Below are 17,991 nucleotides of genomic sequence, written 5' to 3' on the forward strand. Positions count from 1 at the left end.
CGCTTGCGCGTGCGTTTGGCTGCAAGCTCGAATCCAGTGGTGGCAAGGCTTGTCTGTTGCATCGCTCCACTGTCTCAGATCAGGCCGTCATGGGGCTGACTTTTGCAGACCTTCCCTAGAAGAATTAAAAGATAAGTTTGATAGTGATTTCAAAGATAGCTTCACCAATGAATATATAGAAGATTACTCAAACAATAAATTTGAAGAGTTAGTTACAGTTATTCTACATTATTCAAGTAAAAACGAACTATCGTCATTTTTAAACAGCCAGAGGCAGGCTGATGCCACAAAAAAAACAGGCTGAAGCCTGTTTGATTTGAATAAATTACGGATTAAAATTCTGTTCTATAAAGAGAAATTTTTACTAAATCAAAAATCTTTTCAAAGGTTGGGAATACTGTCTCTGCAAGTTCATCAATGCTGATTGTTTCCGTGTAAATGGAAACATTCACATTGTCCAGCTCGTGCCCGATGAACTGGCAACGATGTTCCAAGCTGACTTTATTCTTCATTAGCTCATTATTTACGAATTTCCGCAAGCTGTGAAAAACAAGCTTCTCTCTTGTAATTCCTGCACTCTCAATATTTCTAGCAAACTTTTTGCCAACTGCATTACCTGTACCCTTGCCATCTTTCTCAATGTATTTAAAAATCTTATCAGTCTTAGACTTGATAAAATCCTCAATACGGTTGAAAACAAAGGGATGAATAGGAACCTCCCGAATTCCTGCAAGTGTTTTACTATCTCGAATAGATATGTAATTGACACCTGTAGAACTTACTTTAAATTGTTCTTTTTTCAGGCTTGTAATTTCACCAATTCGGCACCCAGTAAACAGGCCAAGTATTACAGCAGTTGTATAGTCTTGGTCTTTTGTTTTTTGTTCTTTGAAAAACTCACTCTTGAAGAAGAGTTCTATTTCTTCTTTTTCAAAGATGGCATAGCCACCTTTAAGCCTTTGCTTTTTTGTGAGTAATGCTCTGTTCTCTGCTGGGTTATCTTGTCTTGTATAACCTTGCTTTTTAGCAAAATTGTATAGAGCACGAACAATAGATATTTTATTATCTATTGTCCTAACACTATTGCCCTTATTTGCTAGATATTCCTGATACCTACTTACATCACTAGAGCTAACCCGTGTAATGGGTGGGTTCTTCAGGAACTTTGACAACTCTCCAATGCAATTCTTGTATGCAATGGCTGTTGCTTGTGTGAGTTGCTTACGGAGCAAAAAGAACTTCTCAAGCAGTTCGCCCAGCCTCAAGGCTGTAGGGTCATCTTGTGGAACTGCTGGGGCTGGTGCAAGTGCTGGGACTTGTTGAACCATCTGCATTGCTTGCAGTGCTTGCATTAGCCTGCTGTGGTCTTCTGGGTCATCTGCTTTGAGGATACCTCGGGACAAGTCCACCTCGTACTTTTCTGGGGTGACTTCATCAGTCAGGAGATGAGCAAAGTCTCCTATGGTTGGCTTTTTGTTCATTCTTAGACTGTTAAGCAAAGTAACAGCCCGAAGGATAGCAATCCTTTGATAGCTTGTTCGTAGTGACTTCTTGACCTGCTTGCCTCCGATTCGGGTGTGCAGGTAGTAAGTAGAACCAAGCAAGTAGATAGGTAAGCCGAGCATTGATTGCTACCAATGTTGCTACCATCTAAAAAGAGAAAACCCCTGTAACTCATTGAATTACAAGGGTTTTTTCATTTTGGCGGAGAGGGCGGGATTCGAACCCGCGGTGGGCTATTAACCCACACACGCTTTCCAGGCGTGCGACTTAAACCGCTCATCCACCTCTCCGCGAAAGGGGCAAATTGTAGCAGTACGCCTACGGCGGCAAAGGCGGTTTGCCGGGCCTGCCGCCACGCAGGTGGTCGGCTCGCGTGCTTTTACTTCGCCCACAACGAGGGCGATCTGTGAAGGCCGTGGCGTAGCGTCTCAGCGCGGCAGCTCGCTGAACCCCATCAGGAACTCGTCCACCGCGCGCGCGGCCTGGCGGCCTTCTCTGATCGCCCACACGACCAGGCTTTGGCCACGGCGCATGTCACCAGCGGCGAACACCTTGGGCGCGCTGGTGGCGTAGCCGCCTGCGGTTTCGGTGTGGGCTTTGGCGTTGCCGCGCGCGTCTTTGTCGATGCCAAAGGCGTCCAGCACGCTGGCCAACGGGTTGGTGAAACCCATGGCCAGCAGCACCAGATCAGCGGGCCATTCTTTTTCGGTGCCAGGCACTTCGGTCAGTTTGCCGCCTTTGAATTCGATCTGCACGGTTTTCAGCGCCTTGACCTTGCCTTTTTCGCCCACGAACTCCTTCGTGGAGATGGCAAATTCGCGCACTGCACCCTCGTCGTGGCTGGAGCTGGTGCGCAGCTTGATGGGCCAGTAGGGCCAAGTCATGGGTTTATCTTCCTGCTCGGGCGGCATGGGCATGACCTCGAACTGCGTCACGCTTTGGGCACCGTGGCGGTTGCTGGTGCCGACGCAGTCGCTGCCGGTGTCGCCGCCGCCGATGACGATGACGTGTTTGCCCTTGGCCGAGATCGCGTCCTTGACCTTGTCGCCGGCGTTGACGCGGTTTTGCTGCGGCAGCAGTTCCATGGCGAAGTGCACGCCGTCCAGGTCGCGCCCCGGCACGGGCAAGTCGCGCGACTGCTCGGCACCGCCGGTCAGCAGCACGGCGTCAAAGTCTTTCATCAACTGCTTGGCCGTCACGGTGTCTTTGGCCAGGTTGGTCACTTTTGTGCCGGGGCCGTCTTTCGGCATGGCCCCGACCAGTACGCCAGTGCGGATAGTGACGCCTTCGGCTTCCATTTGCTCGACACGACGGTCAATGTGTGCCTTGTCCAGCTTGAAGTCAGGGATGCCGTAGCGCAGCAGGCCGCCCACGCGGTCGTTCTTCTCGAACAAGGTCACGTCATGGCCCGCACGCGCCAATTGCTGCGCCGCCGCCATGCCCGCCGGGCCAGCGCCCACCACGGCCACTTTCTTGCCGGTTTTGGCTTTGGGCAAGCGGGGCGTGACCCAGCCTTCGTCCCACGCACGGTCGATGATGGCGTGCTCGATCGACTTGATGCCCACCGGGTCATTGTTGATGTTCAGCACGCAGGCCGCCTCGCACGGTGCGGGGCAGATGCGGCCGGTGAACTCAGGGAAGTTGTTGGTCGAGTCCAGCACCGCAAAGGCGTTTTTCCAGTCGCCCCGGTAAATCAGATCGTTGAAGTCTGGAATGATGTTGTTGACCGGGCAGCCGCTGTTGCAAAACGGTGTGCCGCAGTCCATGCAGCGCGCGCCCTGCGTCTTGGCTTGCGTGTCATCCAAACCGATGACGAACTCCTTGTAATGCTTCAAACGTTCGGCGACCGGGGCGTAGCCCTCTTCGATGCGCTCGAACTCCAAAAAGCCGGTGACTTTTCCCATGATGGCGTGTTCCTTGTTGCTGGCTTCTTACTTGGCCGAAGCCGCTTTCTTTTTGGTAGCTGCTGGCGCTTTTTCTGTTTGCGCTTGAGCCACTTTTCGTGCATGAATTTCGCCCAGCGCGCGCTTGTATTCGGTGGGCATGACCTTGATGAACTTCTCGCGCGTGGCGGCCCAGTTGTCGAGCAGATCGCGCGCGCGGCGGCTGCCCGTCCAGCGCAGGTGTTCGTCGAGCAGCTTCTTCAACTGTTCTTCATCGGTCTGGCCCCGGTGCCAGGTGCCGACGTCGCCAATGGCTTTTTGCTCAGACGCGGGGGGCACTTTTTCAAGCGCCACCATGGCCATGTTGCAGCGCTTGGCAAACTGGCCGTCTTCGTCGTACACATAGGCCACGCCGCCGGACATGCCCGCAGCAAAGTTGCGGCCCGTGCGGCCCAGCACCACGACGGTGCCGCCGGTCATGTATTCGCAGCCGTGGTCACCCGTGCCTTCCACCACCGCGCTGGCACCTGACAGGCGCACGGCAAAGCGCTCGCCCGCCACGCCGGCAAAGAACGCCTCACCCGCCGTGGCCCCGTACATCACCGTGTTGCCGACGATGATGTTCTGGTGCGCCACGCCCCGAAAATCCAGACTGGGACGCACGGCCACGCGGCCACCCGACAGGCCCTTGCCGGTGTAGTCGTTGGCCTCGCCAATCAGGAACATGGTGATGCCGCGGCACAAAAACGCGCCAAAGCTCTGGCCGCCTGTGCCTTCCATCTGGATGCGGATGGTGTCGTCGGGCAGGCCGTCGGGGTGCACCTTGGTGACCGCGCCCGACAGCATGGCCCCGACCGAGCGGTTGACGTTGCGCGCCGTTTCCATGAACTTGACCGCCTCGCCTTTTTCAATGGCGGGCCGGGCTTTTTCAATCAGGCGCTGGTCCAGCGCTTTGTCCAACCCGTGGTCTTGGCCGTCCACGTGGTAGCGCGGTACGTCGGCAGGCACAGCCGGTTGCACCAGCAGGCGCGAGAAGTCCAGTCCCTTGGCTTTCCAGTGCGCGATGCCCTTGCGCATGTCCAGCAAGTCGCTGCGGCCAATCAGATCGTCAAACTTGCGGATGCCCAGTTGCGCCATGATCTGGCGCACTTCTTCGGCCACGAAAAAGAAGTAGTTGACCACGTGTTCGGGTTTGCCCGTGAATTTCTGGCGCAGCACCGGATCTTGCGTGGCCACGCCCACCGGGCAGGTGTTGAGGTGGCATTTGCGCATCATGATGCAGCCTTCGACCACCAACGGCGCGGTGGCAAAGCCAAACTCATCCGCGCCCAGCAGCGCCCCAATGGCCACGTCACGGCCAGTTTTGAGTTGGCCGTCGGTTTGCACGCGGATGCGCCCGCGCAGGCGGTTGAGCACCAGGGTTTGCTGGGTTTCGGCCAGGCCGATTTCCCACGGGCTGCCCGCGTTCTTGATGGAAGACCAGGGCGAAGCACCAGTGCCGCCATCGTGCCCGGCAATCACCACATGATCGGCCTTGCACTTGGCCACCCCGGCGGCGATGGTGCCGACGCCGATTTCGCTGACCAGCTTGACGCTGATGTCGCTGTGCGGGGCGACGTTTTTCAAGTCGTGGATCAACTGCGCCAAGTCTTCAATCGAATAAATGTCGTGGTGCGGCGGCGGGCTGATCAAACCCACGCCGGGCACGCTGTGGCGCAGCCGGCCGATGTAGTCGCTGACTTTGCCACCGGGCAACTGGCCGCCTTCGCCAGGCTTGGCACCCTGGGCCATCTTGATCTGGATTTGGTCGGCGCTGCTGAGGTATTCGGCAGTGACGCCAAAGCGGCCTGAGGCCACCTGTTTGATGCGACTGCGCAGGCTGTCACCGGCTTGCAGCGGCACATCGCTGACCACCGCTTCGCTACCGATCACCGAGGCCAGGGATTCGCCTTGCTGAATGGGGAGGCCCTTCAGCTCGTTGCGGTAACGGCGCTGGTCTTCGCCGCCTTCGCCGGTATTGCTTTTGCCGCCGATGCGGTTCATGGCCACGGCCAGGGTGGCGTGCGCCTCGGTGCTGATCGACCCCATCGACATGGCCCCGGTGGCAAAGCGTTTGACGATTTCGGTGGCAGGCTCTACCTCGTCGACCGGAATGGCTTTGGCGGGATCGACTTTGAACTCGAACAGACCGCGCAGCGTCATATGGCGCTGACTCTGATCGTTGATGATTTGGGCGTATTCCTTGTAGGTGTTGAAGTTGTTCGCACGTGTGCTGTGTTGCAGCTTGGCGATGGCGTCGGGCGTCCACATGTGCTCTTCACCGCGCGTGCGCCAGGCGTATTCGCCGCCCGCATCCAGCATGCCCGAGAGCACCGGGTCGTCGCTGAAAGCCGAACGGTGGCGGCGGAAGGCTTCTTCGGCGATCTCAAACACACCAATACCGCCCACGCGGCTGGGCGTGCCGGTGAAGTACTTGGCCACCGTCTCGGCGCTGATGCCAATGGTTTCAAACAACTGTGCGCCGCAGTAGCTCATGTAGGTGCTCACGCCCATCTTGGACATGATCTTGGACAGGCCCTTGCCAATGGCCTTGACGTAGTTGGCAACGGCTTTTTCGCCGCTCATCTCGCCCGGCAAGTCCTTGTGCAGGGCGTGCAGCGTTTCCATGGCCAGCCAGGGGTGCACGGCCTCGGCACCGTAACCGGCCAGCACGGCGAAGTGGTGCACTTCGCGTGCGCTGCCGGTCTCGATCACCAGGCCAGCGCTGGTGCGCAGGCCCTCGCGGATCAGGTGCTGGTGCACCGCCGACAAAGCCAGCAGCGTGGGGATGGCCACGCGATCAGGGCTGACGCCCTTGTCGCTCAGAATCAGGATGTTATGGCCGCCTTTGATGGCGTCCACCGTCTGCGCGCACAGGCTGGCCAAGCGCGCTTCGACCCCATCGGCACCCCAGTCCAGCGGGTAGGTGATGTCCAGCACGGCAGAGTTGAACTTGCCCTGGGTGTGTTGTTTGATGTCACGCAGCTTGGCCATGTCGGCCGCATCCAGCACCGGCTGGCTGACTTCCAGCCGCATGGGCGGGTTGACCTGATTGATGTCCAGCAAGTTGGGCTTGGGGCCGATGAAGCTGACCAGGCTCATCACGATGGCCTCGCGGATCGGGTCGATCGGCGGGTTGGTCACCTGAGCGAACAACTGTTTGAAGTAGCTGTACAGCGGCTTGGTCTTGTCCGACAGCACGGCCAACGGACTGTCGTTGCCCATGGAGCCAATGGCTTCTTCGCCGTGCGCAGCCATAGGGCTGAGCAAAAACTTGATGTCCTCTTGCGTGTAACCAAATGCCTGTTGCACGTCCAGCATGGCGGGCGGCGTGGTTTCGACACCAGAAGTTTGTGGCTCGGTATCGACCGTGGGCAACTCGGGCGAATCGGCCCCGGCGGTGGGCTTGACCACGTCGTCCAGGCGAATGCGCAGGTCTTCGATCCAGCGCTTGTACGGTTTGGCGTTGGCCAAACTGGCCTTGACTTCTTCGTCGTCGATCATGCGGCCTTGCTCCAGATCGATCAGAAACATCTTGCCGGGCTGTAAGCGCCATTTGCGCACGATCTTGTGCTCAGGCACGGGCAGCACACCGGATTCAGACCCCATGACGACAAAATCATCATCCGTGACGCAATAACGGGCGGGGCGCAGGCCGTTGCGGTCGAGCGTGGCACCGATCTGGCGGCCATCGGTGAACACGATGGAGGCCGGGCCGTCCCAAGGCTCCAGCATCGAGGCGTGGTATTCATAAAACGCGCGGCGACGTTCGTCCATGGTGGAGTGCTGCTCCCACGGCTCGGGAATCATCATCATGGCGGCCTGCGCCAGCGGATAACCGGCCATGGTCAGCAGCTCGATGCAGTTGTCGAAAGTGGCCGTGTCGGACTGGTCGGCAAAGCTGATGGGGTAAAGCTTTTTCAGATCGTCGCCCAGCACGGGGGAACTCATCACGCCTTCACGCGCGCGCATCCAGTTGTAGTTGCCCTTGACGGTGTTGATTTCGCCGTTGTGCGCCACCATGCGGTACGGGTGCGCCAGCGGCCACTCAGGAAAGGTGTTGGTAGAAAAGCGCTGGTGCACCAAGCCCAGCGCAGAAACGCAACGTTCATCCTGCAAGTCAAGATAGTAAGCGCCTACTTGATCGGCCAGCAGCAAGCCTTTGTAGATGATGGTGCGGCTGCTCATACTGGGCACGTAGTACTCTTTGCTGTACTTGAGCTTGAGCGCCTGGATGTTGGCGCTGGCTGTCTTGCGGATGACGTACAGCTTGCGCTCCAGCGAATCCTGCACGATCACGTCGGCCCCGCGACCGATGAAGATCTGGCGAATCACCGGTTCTTTCTTGCGCACCGTGGGCGACATGGGCATATCGCGGTTGACCGGCACGTCACGCCAGCCCAGCACCACCTGGCCCTCGGCTTTGACGGCGCGCTCCAGCTCTTCTTCGCAAGCCAGGCGGCTGGCATGCTCTTTGGGCAGAAAAATCATGCCCACACCGTATTCGCCGGGCGGTGGCAACTCGACGCCCTTAGACCCATCAGGGGCCGTACCGGCCCGGGCCATTTCTTCGCGGTACAGCGCATCAGGCATCTGGATCAAGATGCCCGCACCGTCGCCCATCAGCTTGTCGGCCCCCACCGCGCCGCGGTGGTCCAGGTTTTCCAAAATCTTCAGCGCATTGGTGATGATGGCGTGGCTCTTTTCGCCCTTGATGTGCGCCACAAAGCCCACGCCACAGGCATCGTGCTCGTGAGCAGGGTCGTACAGACCGGTTTGTTGAAGGTGCAGTTTTTCGGCAGGCGTCGTCATCGCGCGTGTTCCATTGCTCAAATCATCGGGGAGGGCAAGGATAGTGCAGCGCAACTTAAATGCCAAGCACTTTAATTGGGGTCAGATCATAATTTACAGATCATTTTTAGATGCTCCATTTAATCGGGGACATATCAAATACGATAGCTGCTTGCGCATACCTGTAAATGCAAATACTCACTTTTAATCGGACTTTTGTTTGCTGATCGGGCGCCCCGCTCGCCCTCGTGCCACGCGCCGTTCAGTGCGCGCTTGCAAATCAGCGACAAAATCAGCAGTGCCCAGCGCCCAGCCACTGTGCGTGGTCTGCCCAATTTGCGTGCGCTGCTCGTTGCTCAGACCCGCATGCACCAGATCGGCATACGCCGCCTGCCGGGCAAACGGCGTATTGCCCAACGCCCAGTACAGCGGGTGCGGGGTGGTCAGCCCATCGTCTTGACGCAATCCGGCATGGTGTGCATAGCTGGACCAGGGGTAGTCCTCGGGCTGGGCCACCATGCCCACGCGCACCGGGTTCAGGTCGATATAAACCATGCAGGCCAGCAGATAGCGCTCGGCCTCGATCAGCGTGCTGCGGTAGCGCCCCTCAAACAGCGTGCCGCTGCGGTTGTGACGGCGGTTGAACTGCCGCACATAGCTGCGCCCGAACGCCTGCATCATCGTGGGCACGCCCTCGCCCGTCTCTGGCGTGGCCAGCAGGTGCAGGTGGTTGCTCATCAACACATAGCCGTGCACCGCCACCCGTGCTGCCTGCGCCTGCGTGCGAATACCGTCCAGCAGACACTGGCGGTCTTCGTCATCCAAAACAATGGGCTGACGGTTGTTGCCGCGCTGAATGATGTGGTGCGGGTAGCCAGGAAGCGTCAGACGGGGTTGGCGAGCCATGGGGCAATGGTATCTTGCCTACCGTCTTAATCTGACCCCAATTAGTCAGGCCCAGTTAGTCATTCTTTCCGCCATCGGCATCCCACTTCTTCAGCAGGGCCAGCTTTTCGCCGATCTTGATCTCCAGCCCTCGGGGCACGGGTTGATACCAAGCTGGCTCTTGCATGCCCTCAGGAAGATAGGTTTCGCCCGCTGCATAGGCGTGGGGTTCGTCATGGGCATAGCGGTATGCATGTCCATAACCCAGCTCTTTCATCAGTTTGGTGGGGGCGTTGCGCAGGTGCACCGGCACTTCACGGCTTTGGTCTTGCTTGACGAAGGCTTTGGCCTGGTTATAGGCCGTGTAGCCCGCATTGCTTTTGGGGGCAACGGCCAGGTAGATCACGGCCTGCCCCAGGGCCAGTTCTCCTTCGGGGCTGCCCAAGCGCTCATAAGTGAGCGCCGCATCGTTGGCGATCTGCATGGCCCGGGGGTCGGCCAGGCCAATGTCTTCCCAGGCCATGCGGACAATGCGGCGCAACAGGTATCGGGGGTCAGCGCCACCATCGAGCATGCGCGTCAGCCAGTAAAGCGCCGCGTCCGGGTGCGAGCCACGCACCGATTTGTGCAGGGCGGAAATCTGGTCGTAAAAGTTGTCACCGCCTTTGTCAAAACGTCGGCTATTCAAGGTCAGGGCGTTTTGAACAAAATCGGCACCAACGCTGTGCACACCCGCAGCACCAGCCGCCGTTTGGCATTGCTCCAGCAAGTTCAGCAGTCTTCGGGCATCGCCATCGGCATAGCCGACAAGGGTGTCCTGGGCCAAGTCATCGAACTCCAGCCCGTCAAGCGCCTTGTCCTGCGCGCGCTTGAGCAGAAACTTCAGCTCCTGCTCTGTCAGCGACTTCAGCACATAGACCTGCGCGCGCGACAGCAGGGCCAAATTGACTTCAAAGGAAGGGTTCTCGGTGGTGGCTCCGATGAAGGTGATCAAACCGCTTTCGGCGTAAGGCAGCAGGGCGTCTTGCTGCGATTTGTTAAACCTGTGAATTTCGTCCACAAACAAGATCGTGTGCTTGTCCATGGCGAGGTTTTGCTGCGCCTGCTCCATGGCGGCGCGAATGTCTTTGACGCCTGAAAACACCGCCGACAGGGCGATGAACTCGCACTGAAAGGCGGTCGCCATCAGGCGCGCCAGGGTGGTTTTACCGACACCAGGTGGCCCCCAGAAAATCATGGAGTGCGGCTTGCCAGACTGAAAGGCCAATCTCAGAGGCTTGCCTTCGCCCAGCAGGTGAGACTGCCCGATCACCTCATCCAAGGTCTTGGGCCGCAGCGCCTCGGCCAGTGGCGCGGAGGGCGTGCGTGCAAACAGATCAGGCATGGGGATCAGACAGGTTTCAGGGCAGCAGGGCTTGCATCATGGCGTTGGCTTAAGCCCATCCATCGTGCAGCCGCGGCCAATTTGTCCTGCGCACCAAACAATCATTGCCGCAGCACATCGGCACCGGGTGGCGGCTTGAACTGAAAACTGCTGGCGGGAACCGGCACATTGACCTGAATGTTGCTGAAAGTGAGTACCGAGCGTTGCCCAAAGCCATCGGCAATTTCCAGCGCGGTCAGCTCAGCCCCGCTGCCCCCTTGGCGAAAGCCGACATGAATGCTTTGCAACTGGCCGTCACCTGCTTTGGGCTGCGCCTTGACCCATTGCTGACCATCGCGGTCAGGCTCTTCTGTGAGCGTAAAGTCTTTCTCCAATGCTTTCAAATCAGTAGCGCTTGCGATAATGGCAGCAGGCGTAGAACCCAAGGTTTGCTCTTGCTCGCGCTGCGTCACCTGATTCAGATCAGCGTCGTAAAGCCACAGCGTCTGGCCATCGGCGACGATGGTTTGCTCAAAAGGCTTGCGGTAAGTAAAGCGGAATTTGCCAGGGCGCTGAAATTCAAAGTGGCCATTTTGAGTTTTGCTGCGGGGCGGCTGCCCCTCTTTACCCGGTGAAGTGACCACCTGGGTGAAATCGGCCTGACCAGAACGGGTGCCTTTGACGAACTGCGCCAGACTGTCCATCCCCCCGGCCCAGGCTTGTCCGCCAAGCACTGCCATACCTACCACCGCGCCCCACACCACCGTCTGACGCACGGTATCACGCAATTTTTTGATTTTCATGCGCATGAGATTCATCTTTCGTTGTGTGGTTCCATGCAGGCATTGGCCTACGCATTGATGCACTGGCAGGCGCTGTGGCAGCGACTTACCCGGCCAATTATTCTGGTCGTGCAGGCACCAGAATTTCGCGCTGCCCGCTGCCGCTCATGCTGCTGACCAGGCCGGCGTTTTCCATATCTTCGACCAGCCGCGCTGCGCGGTTATAGCCAATTTTCAGGTGGCGTTGCACCAGCGAAATGCTGGCTTTGCGGTTCTTTAATACCACCTCCACCGCCTGGTCGTAGAGCGGGTCTTTTTCGCCGCCGCCTTCACCAAGGCCACCGCCGTCTTCACCATCGACAGTGCCGCCTTCCAACACGCCTTCAATGTAGTTCGGCTCGCCCTGGGATTTGAGGTGCTCCACCACGCGATGAACCTCGTCATCGCTGACAAACGCACCGTGCACCCGAATCGGCAGCCCCGTGCCGCTGGGCAGGTACAGCATGTCGCCCATGCCCAGCAACGCCTCAGCACCCATCTGATCCAAAATGGTGCGGCTGTCGATCTTGCTCGACACCTGGAACGAAATGCGTGTGGGGATATTGGCCTTGATCAGGCCGGTAATCACGTCCACGCTGGGGCGCTGAGTGGCCAGCACCAAATGGATACCGGCGGCGCGCGCCTTCTGCGCCAGGCGGGCGATCAGCTCTTCGATCTTCTTGCCCACCACCATCATCAGGTCGGCCAGCTCGTCGATCACCACCACGATGTAGGGCAGTCGATCCAGCGGCTCAGGGTCTTCAGGCGTCAGGCTGAAGGGGTTGTAGATGAACTCACCGCGCGCCTTGGCGTCGTCGATCTTCTGGTTGAAGCCGCCCAGGTTGCGCACGCCGACCTTGCTCATCAGCTTGTAGCGCCGCTCCATCTCGGCCACGCACCAGTTCAACCCGTGAGCAGCCTGCTTCATGTCGGTGACCACGGGTGCCAGCAGGTGCGGAATGCCTTCGTAAACTGACATCTCCAGCATCTTGGGGTCGATCATCAGCAGGCGCACGTCCTTCGGCTCGGCCTTGTACAGTAGCGACAGAATCATGGCGTTGATGCCCACCGACTTGCCCGAGCCGGTGGTGCCCGCCACCAGCACGTGCGGCATCTTGGCCAGATCAGCGACCACCGGCTTGCCGATGATGTCCTTGCCCAATCCCACGGTGAGCAACGATTTGGCGTCGTTGTAGACCTGTGAGCCTAAGATTTCCGACAACCGGATCGACTGCCGTTTGGCGTTGGGCAGCTCCAGCGCCATGTAGTTCTTGCCGGGAATGGTCTCGATCACACGAATAGACACCAAACTGAGCGAGCGCGCCAGATCCTTGGCCAAATTGACCACTTGCGAGCCTTTGACGCCCGTGGCAGGCTCAATTTCATAACGCGTGATCACCGGGCCGGGCGCAGCAGCCACCACCCGCACCTCGACCCCAAAGTCCTTGAGTTTCTTCTCGATCAGGCGGCTGGTCATCTCCAGTGTCTCTGGCGCCACGCTTTCCTGGCGCGCCAGCCCGGCATCCAGCAAATCCACCTGCGGCAACTTGCTGTCGGGCAGCTCATTGAACAAGGGCTTTTGCCGTTCTTTGACCACGCGCTCGCTCTTGGGAACCTGCACCAAAGTCGGCTCAATCAATACTGGTGCGGGATGCTGCTCTTCGATCACCTCGCGCTCATGGTGCACTACCTCTTCGCGCTCTTTGGCGGCCTGTTTACCCATGGCCACGTCCTGGGCAATTTCGCGCCGCTCGCGCCGCGATTCCAGCCGCGTATACAGGCTGGCACCGATGCGTTCGGCCAAATGGCTCCACGAAAACCGAAAGGCCAGCGCCGACCCCAGCACCAGCACCGCAATGGCCAGCAGCGCCGAACCTGTAAACCCCAGCCATTTCACAGCCATAGGGCCACCCAAATAGCCCAACGCCCCACCCGCCGAGCCAGGCAACGCATCGTCCAGCCGGTACAGACGCGACCATTCCAGGCCCGTGCTGGCCAGCAGCAGCAAAACCAAACCCAGCCACCGCATGCTGCGCATAGACAACACGCGCGACCACAGCGTGCTTGGCCGCTCGCCAGCAGTCCATCGAGCATCATCATGGGCGTGCATCCAGCGGCCTGCCCCAGCAAGCCATGCGCTGATGGCCACAGCCACACACCACCACGCCGAAAAACCCAGCAGAACATAGGCCACATCGGCCAGCCAGGCACCCACCTTGCCCGCCCAGTTCTGAATCGGGCCGCTCGCCCCCGAGGTAGACCACGCTGCGTCCTGTGGCGAGTAACTGACCAGTGCCAGCGTCACAAACACAATCAAGGCCATGCCCAGTATCAGGGCCACTTCTTGCGCAAACCGCGCGACACCTGACCGACCGGACGATGTGGTCGGCGCATTATTGAAGGTATTGAGAGGGTAAGCCATGGATAAAACTACAGGTCGCGGGCAAGCTTACCGCATGCTGGCCGCAAAAAACGGCCGGGCGCGATCAACCCAGTGAGTTCAGCCGCTCTTTGACCACAATGGCCCCGTTGTCCTGGGTCTGGATAAAGCCGCGCTCTTCCAGATCCTTCATCACGCGGCTGACCATCTCGCGCGAGGCACCCACCATTTTGGCAATATCCTGGCGGGAAATTTTTTCGCGGATGATCATTTCGCCATCGCCTTGATCGGCGGTAAATTCAAGCAAAGCTCGAGCCACTCGCCCGTACACATCCATCAGCGCCAGCGATTCAATCTTGCGATCAGCATGCCGCAGCCGTTGCACCAGGCCGCGCATCACGGCATAGGCCATGGATGAATTTTCAGGCAAGCAACGTGCAAATTCCATGCGCCCCAGCATCAGAACATCGGTTTGCACCTCGGCGCGCACGGTCGCAGAATGGGGTTCGTTGTCAATCAAGCTCATCTCACCAATATGATCGCCGGGCTGCAGCGTGGCCAAGATCACTTCACGCCCCCGGCTGTCAGCGGTCAGCACGCGCCCTCGGCCATTGAGCAAAATGAACAAGGCGTTGGACTTCTTGCCTTGCTCCACAATGACTTCACCGCGCTTGAATCTGCGCTTGACAACCGCATCTGCCACAGCAGTGGCCTGCGTTTCGGTCAACATCGAAAACAAAGGCACACGACGAATCAAATCCAGGCTAGACAACATGGTCATGGCTATCAACCTCCAACCTTAAAATTTCTGATGATGTTCTTAAAATAGAAGCAATCAAGCTGTGTGCAGTAAGCCATGCAGCGTTGTTTGCGATCACTCCTATCCTATCGCAGCTTTGCCCAAAAGCCAAAACAAACCATGAACAACAGCAAACACGCCCAAGTACTTATTCTGGGATCAGGCCCCGCCGGCTACACCGCCGCCGTCTATGCCGCCCGCGCCAACTTGAAACCTTTGCTTGTGACAGGCATGGCGCAAGGTGGTCAATTGATGACTACCACCGAAGTCGACAACTGGCCCGCCGACGCACAAGGCGTGCAAGGCCCCGACTTGATGCAGCGTTTTTTGGCGCACGCTGAAAGATTCAATACCTCCATCGAATTCGACCACATCCATACGGCCAACCTGTCGCAACGCCCTTTTAATTTGACCGGTGACAGTCACACCTACACCTGTGACAGCCTGATCATCGCCACCGGAGCCTCAGCCAAATACTTAGGGATCCCCTCAGAGCAGGCGTTCATGGGGCGTGGCGTATCCGCCTGCGCCACTTGTGACGGTTTTTTCTATCGCGATCAAGACGTGTGCGTCATTGGCGGCGGCAACACCGCCGTTGAAGAAGCGTTGTATCTTTCCAACATCGCGCGCAAAGTGACCTTGGTACACCGACGGGACAAATTCCGTGCTGAACCCATTTTGGTTGACAAACTCATGGACAAAGTAACTTCTGGCCGCATCGAGCTGAAAACCTTCCACACCCTGGATGAGGTGCTGGGTGACGATTCAGGCGTCACTGGCATCCGCATCAAACACGTAGACAGCGGACAAACCGAAGACATTACGCTTAAAGGCTGCTTTATTGCCATTGGCCACTCGCCCAACTCCGACATTTTTCAGGGTCAGCTTGAAATGGAAGGCGGTTACATCAAAACGCAGGGCGGCTTGCAAGGTTTTGCCACCCAGACCAGTGTGCCCGGCGTGTTTGCTGCGGGCGATGTGCAAGACCACGTTTACCGCCAGGCCATCACCAGCGCAGGCACAGGCTGCATGGCAGCACTGGACGCTCAACGCTTTTTAGAGCAGCAAGACGCTTGAAGCCGGGAATATTCGATCAAGTACATCGCCAGCCACACGCTATAATTGCAGGTTTTGTGCGGGCAACATCGCTTCTTTCTTGTTAGCGCAGCCTGCACATGGGGCCACCGCCACCCCTTATCTGGCGAGGTGAGGCCGAAGCGAGTTGTGCCACACAACAACACAGTTTGTGGGCGCGGCGTCAAGCAACGGCTGTTAAGCGACTGGAGTCGAAATTCATGGCACGTGTATGCGAAGTTACGGGCAAAAAGCCCATGGTGGGGAACAACGTTTCCCACGCCAACAACAAAACCAAACGCAGATTCCTGCCGAACCTGCAATACCGTCGATTCTGGGTTGAAAGCGAAAACCGCTGGATTCGCCTGCGTGTATCCAGCGCGGCCCTGCGCCTGATCGACAAAAATGGCATTGACGCCGTGCTCGCTGACATGCGCGCACGCGGCCAAGCTTAAAAACCCGAAGGAGCTGACACCATGGCAACCAAAGGCGGACGCGAAAAAATCAAGCTGGAATCGACAGCCGGCACCGGCCACTTCTACACCACCAGCAAAAACAAGAAAACCATGCCCGAGAAGATGTCGATCATGAAGTTCGACCCCAAGGCTCGCAAGCATGTCGAGTACAAGGAAATTAAGCTGAAGTAATTCGGCGCTGACTTTCCCGCAAGGCCAAGCCCGCTCGCTCGCTCGCTCGGATTGCAGCGGGTTTTGAGCTCCCTGACACAGCAGCGGCAACGCGGCATCTGCCGCTAGAATTGCTAGCCAATCAATCGACGCGGAAGTGTGGCAGAGTGGTCGATTGCACCGGTCTTGAAAACCGGCGACGGGCAACCGTCCGTGAGTTCGAATCTCACCGCTTCCGCCAACAAAAAGCCCCGTGGATCGGGGCTTTTTGGTTGGTATGGTTGGTTCGGTAGTTACTTTCTCAACCCTCAACTCATGGCAAGCGGCGGGTGCTGCTACTTCAACACATCACCCAGGCACAAATACTTCATTTCCAGGTACTCGTCGATGCCGTGGCGCGAGCCTTCGCGGCCCAGGCCGGACTGCTTGATGCCACCAAAGGGCACGTGTTCGTTGCCGATGGTGCCGACGTTGATGCCGATCATGCCGCTTTCCAGTCCTTCACTCACACGGGTGATACGACCAATGTCGCGCGCATAAAAGTAGCTGGCCAGGCCAAACTCCGTCGCGTTGGCGGCTTCAATGGCCTCGGCTTCAGTCTTGAAGCGGAACACCGGTGCCAACGGGCCAAAAGTTTCTTCGCGCGCCACCAGCATGCTGGCTTTGGCGTTGGCAATCACGGTGGGTTCAAAGAACTGTCCTTTGAGCCTCTTGCCTCCGATGACCACTTTGCCGCCTTTCTTGAGCGCGTCTTTGACGTGCTTGTCGACTTTGGCAACGGCGGCGCTTTCGATCAACGGACCTTGCACCACGCCGTCTTCAAAGCCGTTGCCGACCTTCATGGCCTTGACCTTGGCGGCAAATTTTTTGACAAACTTGTCGTACACACCATCTTGCACGTACAAGCGGTTGGCGCACACGCAGGTCTGGCCTGCGTTGCGGTATTTGCTGATCAAAGCGCCTTCCACCGCGCTGTCGATGTCGGCATCGTCAAACACCAGGAAAGGCGCGTTGCCGCCCAGCTCCAGCGCCAGCTTTTTGATGGTGGGCGCACACTGTGCCATCAGGATACGGCCCACTTCGGTCGAGCCGGTGAAAGACAGGTGACGCACGATGTCGCTGTCGCACAGCGCCTTGCCGATGGTCGGCGCGTCCATGCCAGTCACCACGTTGATCACGCCTGCGGGCACGCCCGCACGCTGGGCCAGCTCTGCCGCAGCCAGGGCCGTCAGCGGCGTCAACTCGGCCGGTTTGATAACCACCGTGCAACCCGCAGCCAGCGCGGGAGCGATCTTGCGGGTGATCATGGCCAGCGGAAAGTTCCACGGCGTGATGGCCGCGCACACACCAATCGGCTGGCGGATCACGGTCAGGCGCTGGTTGTTGTCGGTGGTGGGCAGCGTTTCGCCGTTGGTGCGCTTGGCCTCTTCGGCAAACCATTCGACAAAGCTGGCGGCGTAAATCACTTCGCCCTTGGCCTCGGGGTAAGGCTTGCCTTGCTCGGCCGTCATCAGGCGGGCCAGATCGTCCCGGTGCTCGCGCAGCAGTTGATACCACTTCATCAAGGTGGCGTGGCGTTGCTTGCCGGTCAATGAGCGCCAGGCGGGCCAGGCGGCATGGGCGGCATCAATGGCGGTTTTGGTTTCCTTGCCCCCCAGATCGGCCACATCAGCCAGCTTGTGCCCAGTGGCGGGGTCAAAAACGTCAAAGCGCTGCTTGCCCTTGACCCATTTGCCGTTGATGAGGGCGTTGGTCTTGAACAAGCTGGGGTCTTTCAGCAATGCCAGCGGTGAGGCATGAACGGTCATGAAACATCTCCTTCGTGTT

13 protein-coding genes and 2 tRNA genes are annotated in these 17,991 nt (G+C 58.2%); 5 read left to right on the forward strand and 10 right to left on the reverse strand.

What is annotated here, in order from left to right; translation table 11 throughout:
- The coding region (locus tag ACK5NW_RS08300) for a hypothetical protein (RefSeq protein WP_416926946.1) at window positions 1-304 on the forward strand (304 nt) is incomplete at its 5' end.
- Window positions 305-332: 28 nt separating this feature from the next.
- Here ACK5NW_RS08300 and ACK5NW_RS08305 read toward each other — a convergent pair.
- From ACK5NW_RS08305 to ACK5NW_RS08345, 9 genes are all read right to left on the reverse strand, one after another.
- The gene (locus ACK5NW_RS08305) at window positions 333-1,481 is read right to left on the reverse strand and encodes a site-specific integrase (RefSeq protein WP_416926948.1); all 1,149 of its coding nucleotides are present in this window, start codon (window positions 1,479-1,481) and stop codon (window positions 333-335) included.
- Window positions 1,482-1,702: 221 nt separating this feature from the next.
- Window positions 1,703-1,793, reverse strand: a tRNA-Ser gene (locus tag ACK5NW_RS08310).
- A 138-nt stretch (window positions 1,794-1,931) separates the two neighbouring features.
- Window positions 1,932-3,407: a glutamate synthase subunit beta gene (locus tag ACK5NW_RS08315; RefSeq protein ID WP_416926950.1), complete on the reverse strand. Its 1,476-nt coding sequence runs from the start codon at window positions 3,405-3,407 to the stop codon at window positions 1,932-1,934.
- Between the two features lie 27 nt (window positions 3,408-3,434).
- Window positions 3,435-8,237, reverse strand: coding sequence for a glutamate synthase-related protein (locus ACK5NW_RS08320; protein ID WP_416926952.1), 4,803 nt, complete (start codon window positions 8,235-8,237; stop codon window positions 3,435-3,437).
- Window positions 8,238-8,420: 183 nt separating this feature from the next.
- The gene (locus ACK5NW_RS08325; protein ID WP_416926954.1) at window positions 8,421-9,122 is read right to left on the reverse strand and encodes an REP-associated tyrosine transposase; all 702 of its coding nucleotides are present in this window, start codon (window positions 9,120-9,122) and stop codon (window positions 8,421-8,423) included.
- Window positions 9,123-9,177: 55 nt separating this feature from the next.
- The gene (locus ACK5NW_RS08330) at window positions 9,178-10,485 is read right to left on the reverse strand and encodes a replication-associated recombination protein A (protein WP_416926956.1); all 1,308 of its coding nucleotides are present in this window, start codon (window positions 10,483-10,485) and stop codon (window positions 9,178-9,180) included.
- Between the two features lie 101 nt (window positions 10,486-10,586).
- Window positions 10,587-11,204: an outer membrane lipoprotein chaperone LolA gene (gene lolA, locus ACK5NW_RS08335; RefSeq protein ID WP_416927003.1), complete on the reverse strand. Its 618-nt coding sequence runs from the start codon at window positions 11,202-11,204 to the stop codon at window positions 10,587-10,589.
- A gap of 160 nt (window positions 11,205-11,364) precedes the next feature.
- Window positions 11,365-13,707: a DNA translocase FtsK gene (locus tag ACK5NW_RS08340; protein ID WP_416926958.1), complete on the reverse strand. Its 2,343-nt coding sequence runs from the start codon at window positions 13,705-13,707 to the stop codon at window positions 11,365-11,367.
- A gap of 64 nt (window positions 13,708-13,771) precedes the next feature.
- Window positions 13,772-14,446, reverse strand: coding sequence for a Crp/Fnr family transcriptional regulator (locus tag ACK5NW_RS08345; RefSeq protein ID WP_416926960.1), 675 nt, complete (start codon window positions 14,444-14,446; stop codon window positions 13,772-13,774).
- Between the two features lie 138 nt (window positions 14,447-14,584).
- On the opposite strand from ACK5NW_RS08345, the gene trxB reads away from it, so the two are divergent.
- The 4 genes from trxB to ACK5NW_RS08365 all read left to right on the forward strand — a co-directional run bounded on the left by trxB (window position 14,585) and on the right by ACK5NW_RS08365 (window position 16,405).
- Window positions 14,585-15,541 (forward strand): thioredoxin-disulfide reductase, encoded by a 957-nt coding sequence (gene trxB / locus ACK5NW_RS08350; RefSeq protein WP_416926962.1) that lies wholly within the window; start codon window positions 14,585-14,587, stop codon window positions 15,539-15,541.
- Window positions 15,542-15,759: 218 nt separating this feature from the next.
- On the forward strand, window positions 15,760-15,993 hold the full coding sequence (gene rpmB / locus ACK5NW_RS08355; protein WP_416926964.1) for a 50S ribosomal protein L28: 234 nt from the start codon (window positions 15,760-15,762) through the stop codon (window positions 15,991-15,993).
- Window positions 15,994-16,014: 21 nt separating this feature from the next.
- Entirely contained in the window at window positions 16,015-16,185 is a 171-nt protein-coding gene (gene rpmG, locus ACK5NW_RS08360) for a 50S ribosomal protein L33 (protein WP_006298735.1), read from the forward strand.
- A 132-nt stretch (window positions 16,186-16,317) separates the two neighbouring features.
- Window positions 16,318-16,405 (forward strand) — tRNA-Ser (locus ACK5NW_RS08365).
- Window positions 16,406-16,499: 94 nt separating this feature from the next.
- On the opposite strand, the gene ACK5NW_RS08370 is transcribed toward ACK5NW_RS08365, so the two are convergent.
- Entirely contained in the window at window positions 16,500-17,972 is a 1,473-nt protein-coding gene (locus ACK5NW_RS08370; RefSeq protein ID WP_416926967.1) for an NAD-dependent succinate-semialdehyde dehydrogenase, read from the reverse strand.
- Between the last annotated feature and the right edge of the window lie 19 nt (window positions 17,973-17,991).

The sequence above is a fragment of the Ottowia sp. genome, assembly GCF_047975795.1.
GTDB lineage: Bacteria > Pseudomonadota > Gammaproteobacteria > Burkholderiales > Burkholderiaceae_C > Ottowia.

What these genes read in the sequence shown, in the direction of transcription:
- ACK5NW_RS08315 (WP_416926950.1), bottom strand. Translation starts at nt 3,407, where the DNA reads ATGGGAAAAGTCACCGGCTTTTTGGAGTTCGAGCGCATCGAAGAGGGC.
- ACK5NW_RS08370 (WP_416926967.1), bottom strand. Translation starts at nt 17,972, where the DNA reads ATGACCGTTCATGCCTCACCGCTGGCATTGCTGAAAGACCCCAGCTTG.
- rpmG (WP_006298735.1), top strand. Translation starts at nt 16,015, where the DNA reads ATGGCAACCAAAGGCGGACGCGAAAAAATCAAGCTGGAATCGACAGCC.
- trxB (WP_416926962.1), top strand. Translation starts at nt 14,585, where the DNA reads ATGAACAACAGCAAACACGCCCAAGTACTTATTCTGGGATCAGGCCCC.
- ACK5NW_RS08340 (WP_416926958.1), bottom strand. Translation starts at nt 13,707, where the DNA reads ATGGCTTACCCTCTCAATACCTTCAATAATGCGCCGACCACATCGTCC.
- ACK5NW_RS08330 (WP_416926956.1), bottom strand. Translation starts at nt 10,485, where the DNA reads ATGCCTGATCTGTTTGCACGCACGCCCTCCGCGCCACTGGCCGAGGCG.
- ACK5NW_RS08320 (WP_416926952.1), bottom strand. Translation starts at nt 8,237, where the DNA reads ATGACGACGCCTGCCGAAAAACTGCACCTTCAACAAACCGGTCTGTAC.
- ACK5NW_RS08325 (WP_416926954.1), bottom strand. Translation starts at nt 9,122, where the DNA reads ATGGCTCGCCAACCCCGTCTGACGCTTCCTGGCTACCCGCACCACATC.
- ACK5NW_RS08345 (WP_416926960.1), bottom strand. Translation starts at nt 14,446, where the DNA reads ATGACCATGTTGTCTAGCCTGGATTTGATTCGTCGTGTGCCTTTGTTT.
- lolA (WP_416927003.1), bottom strand. Translation starts at nt 11,204, where the DNA reads ATGGCAGTGCTTGGCGGACAAGCCTGGGCCGGGGGGATGGACAGTCTG.
- ACK5NW_RS08305 (WP_416926948.1), bottom strand. Translation starts at nt 1,481, where the DNA reads ATGAACAAAAAGCCAACCATAGGAGACTTTGCTCATCTCCTGACTGAT.
- rpmB (WP_416926964.1), top strand. Translation starts at nt 15,760, where the DNA reads ATGGCACGTGTATGCGAAGTTACGGGCAAAAAGCCCATGGTGGGGAAC.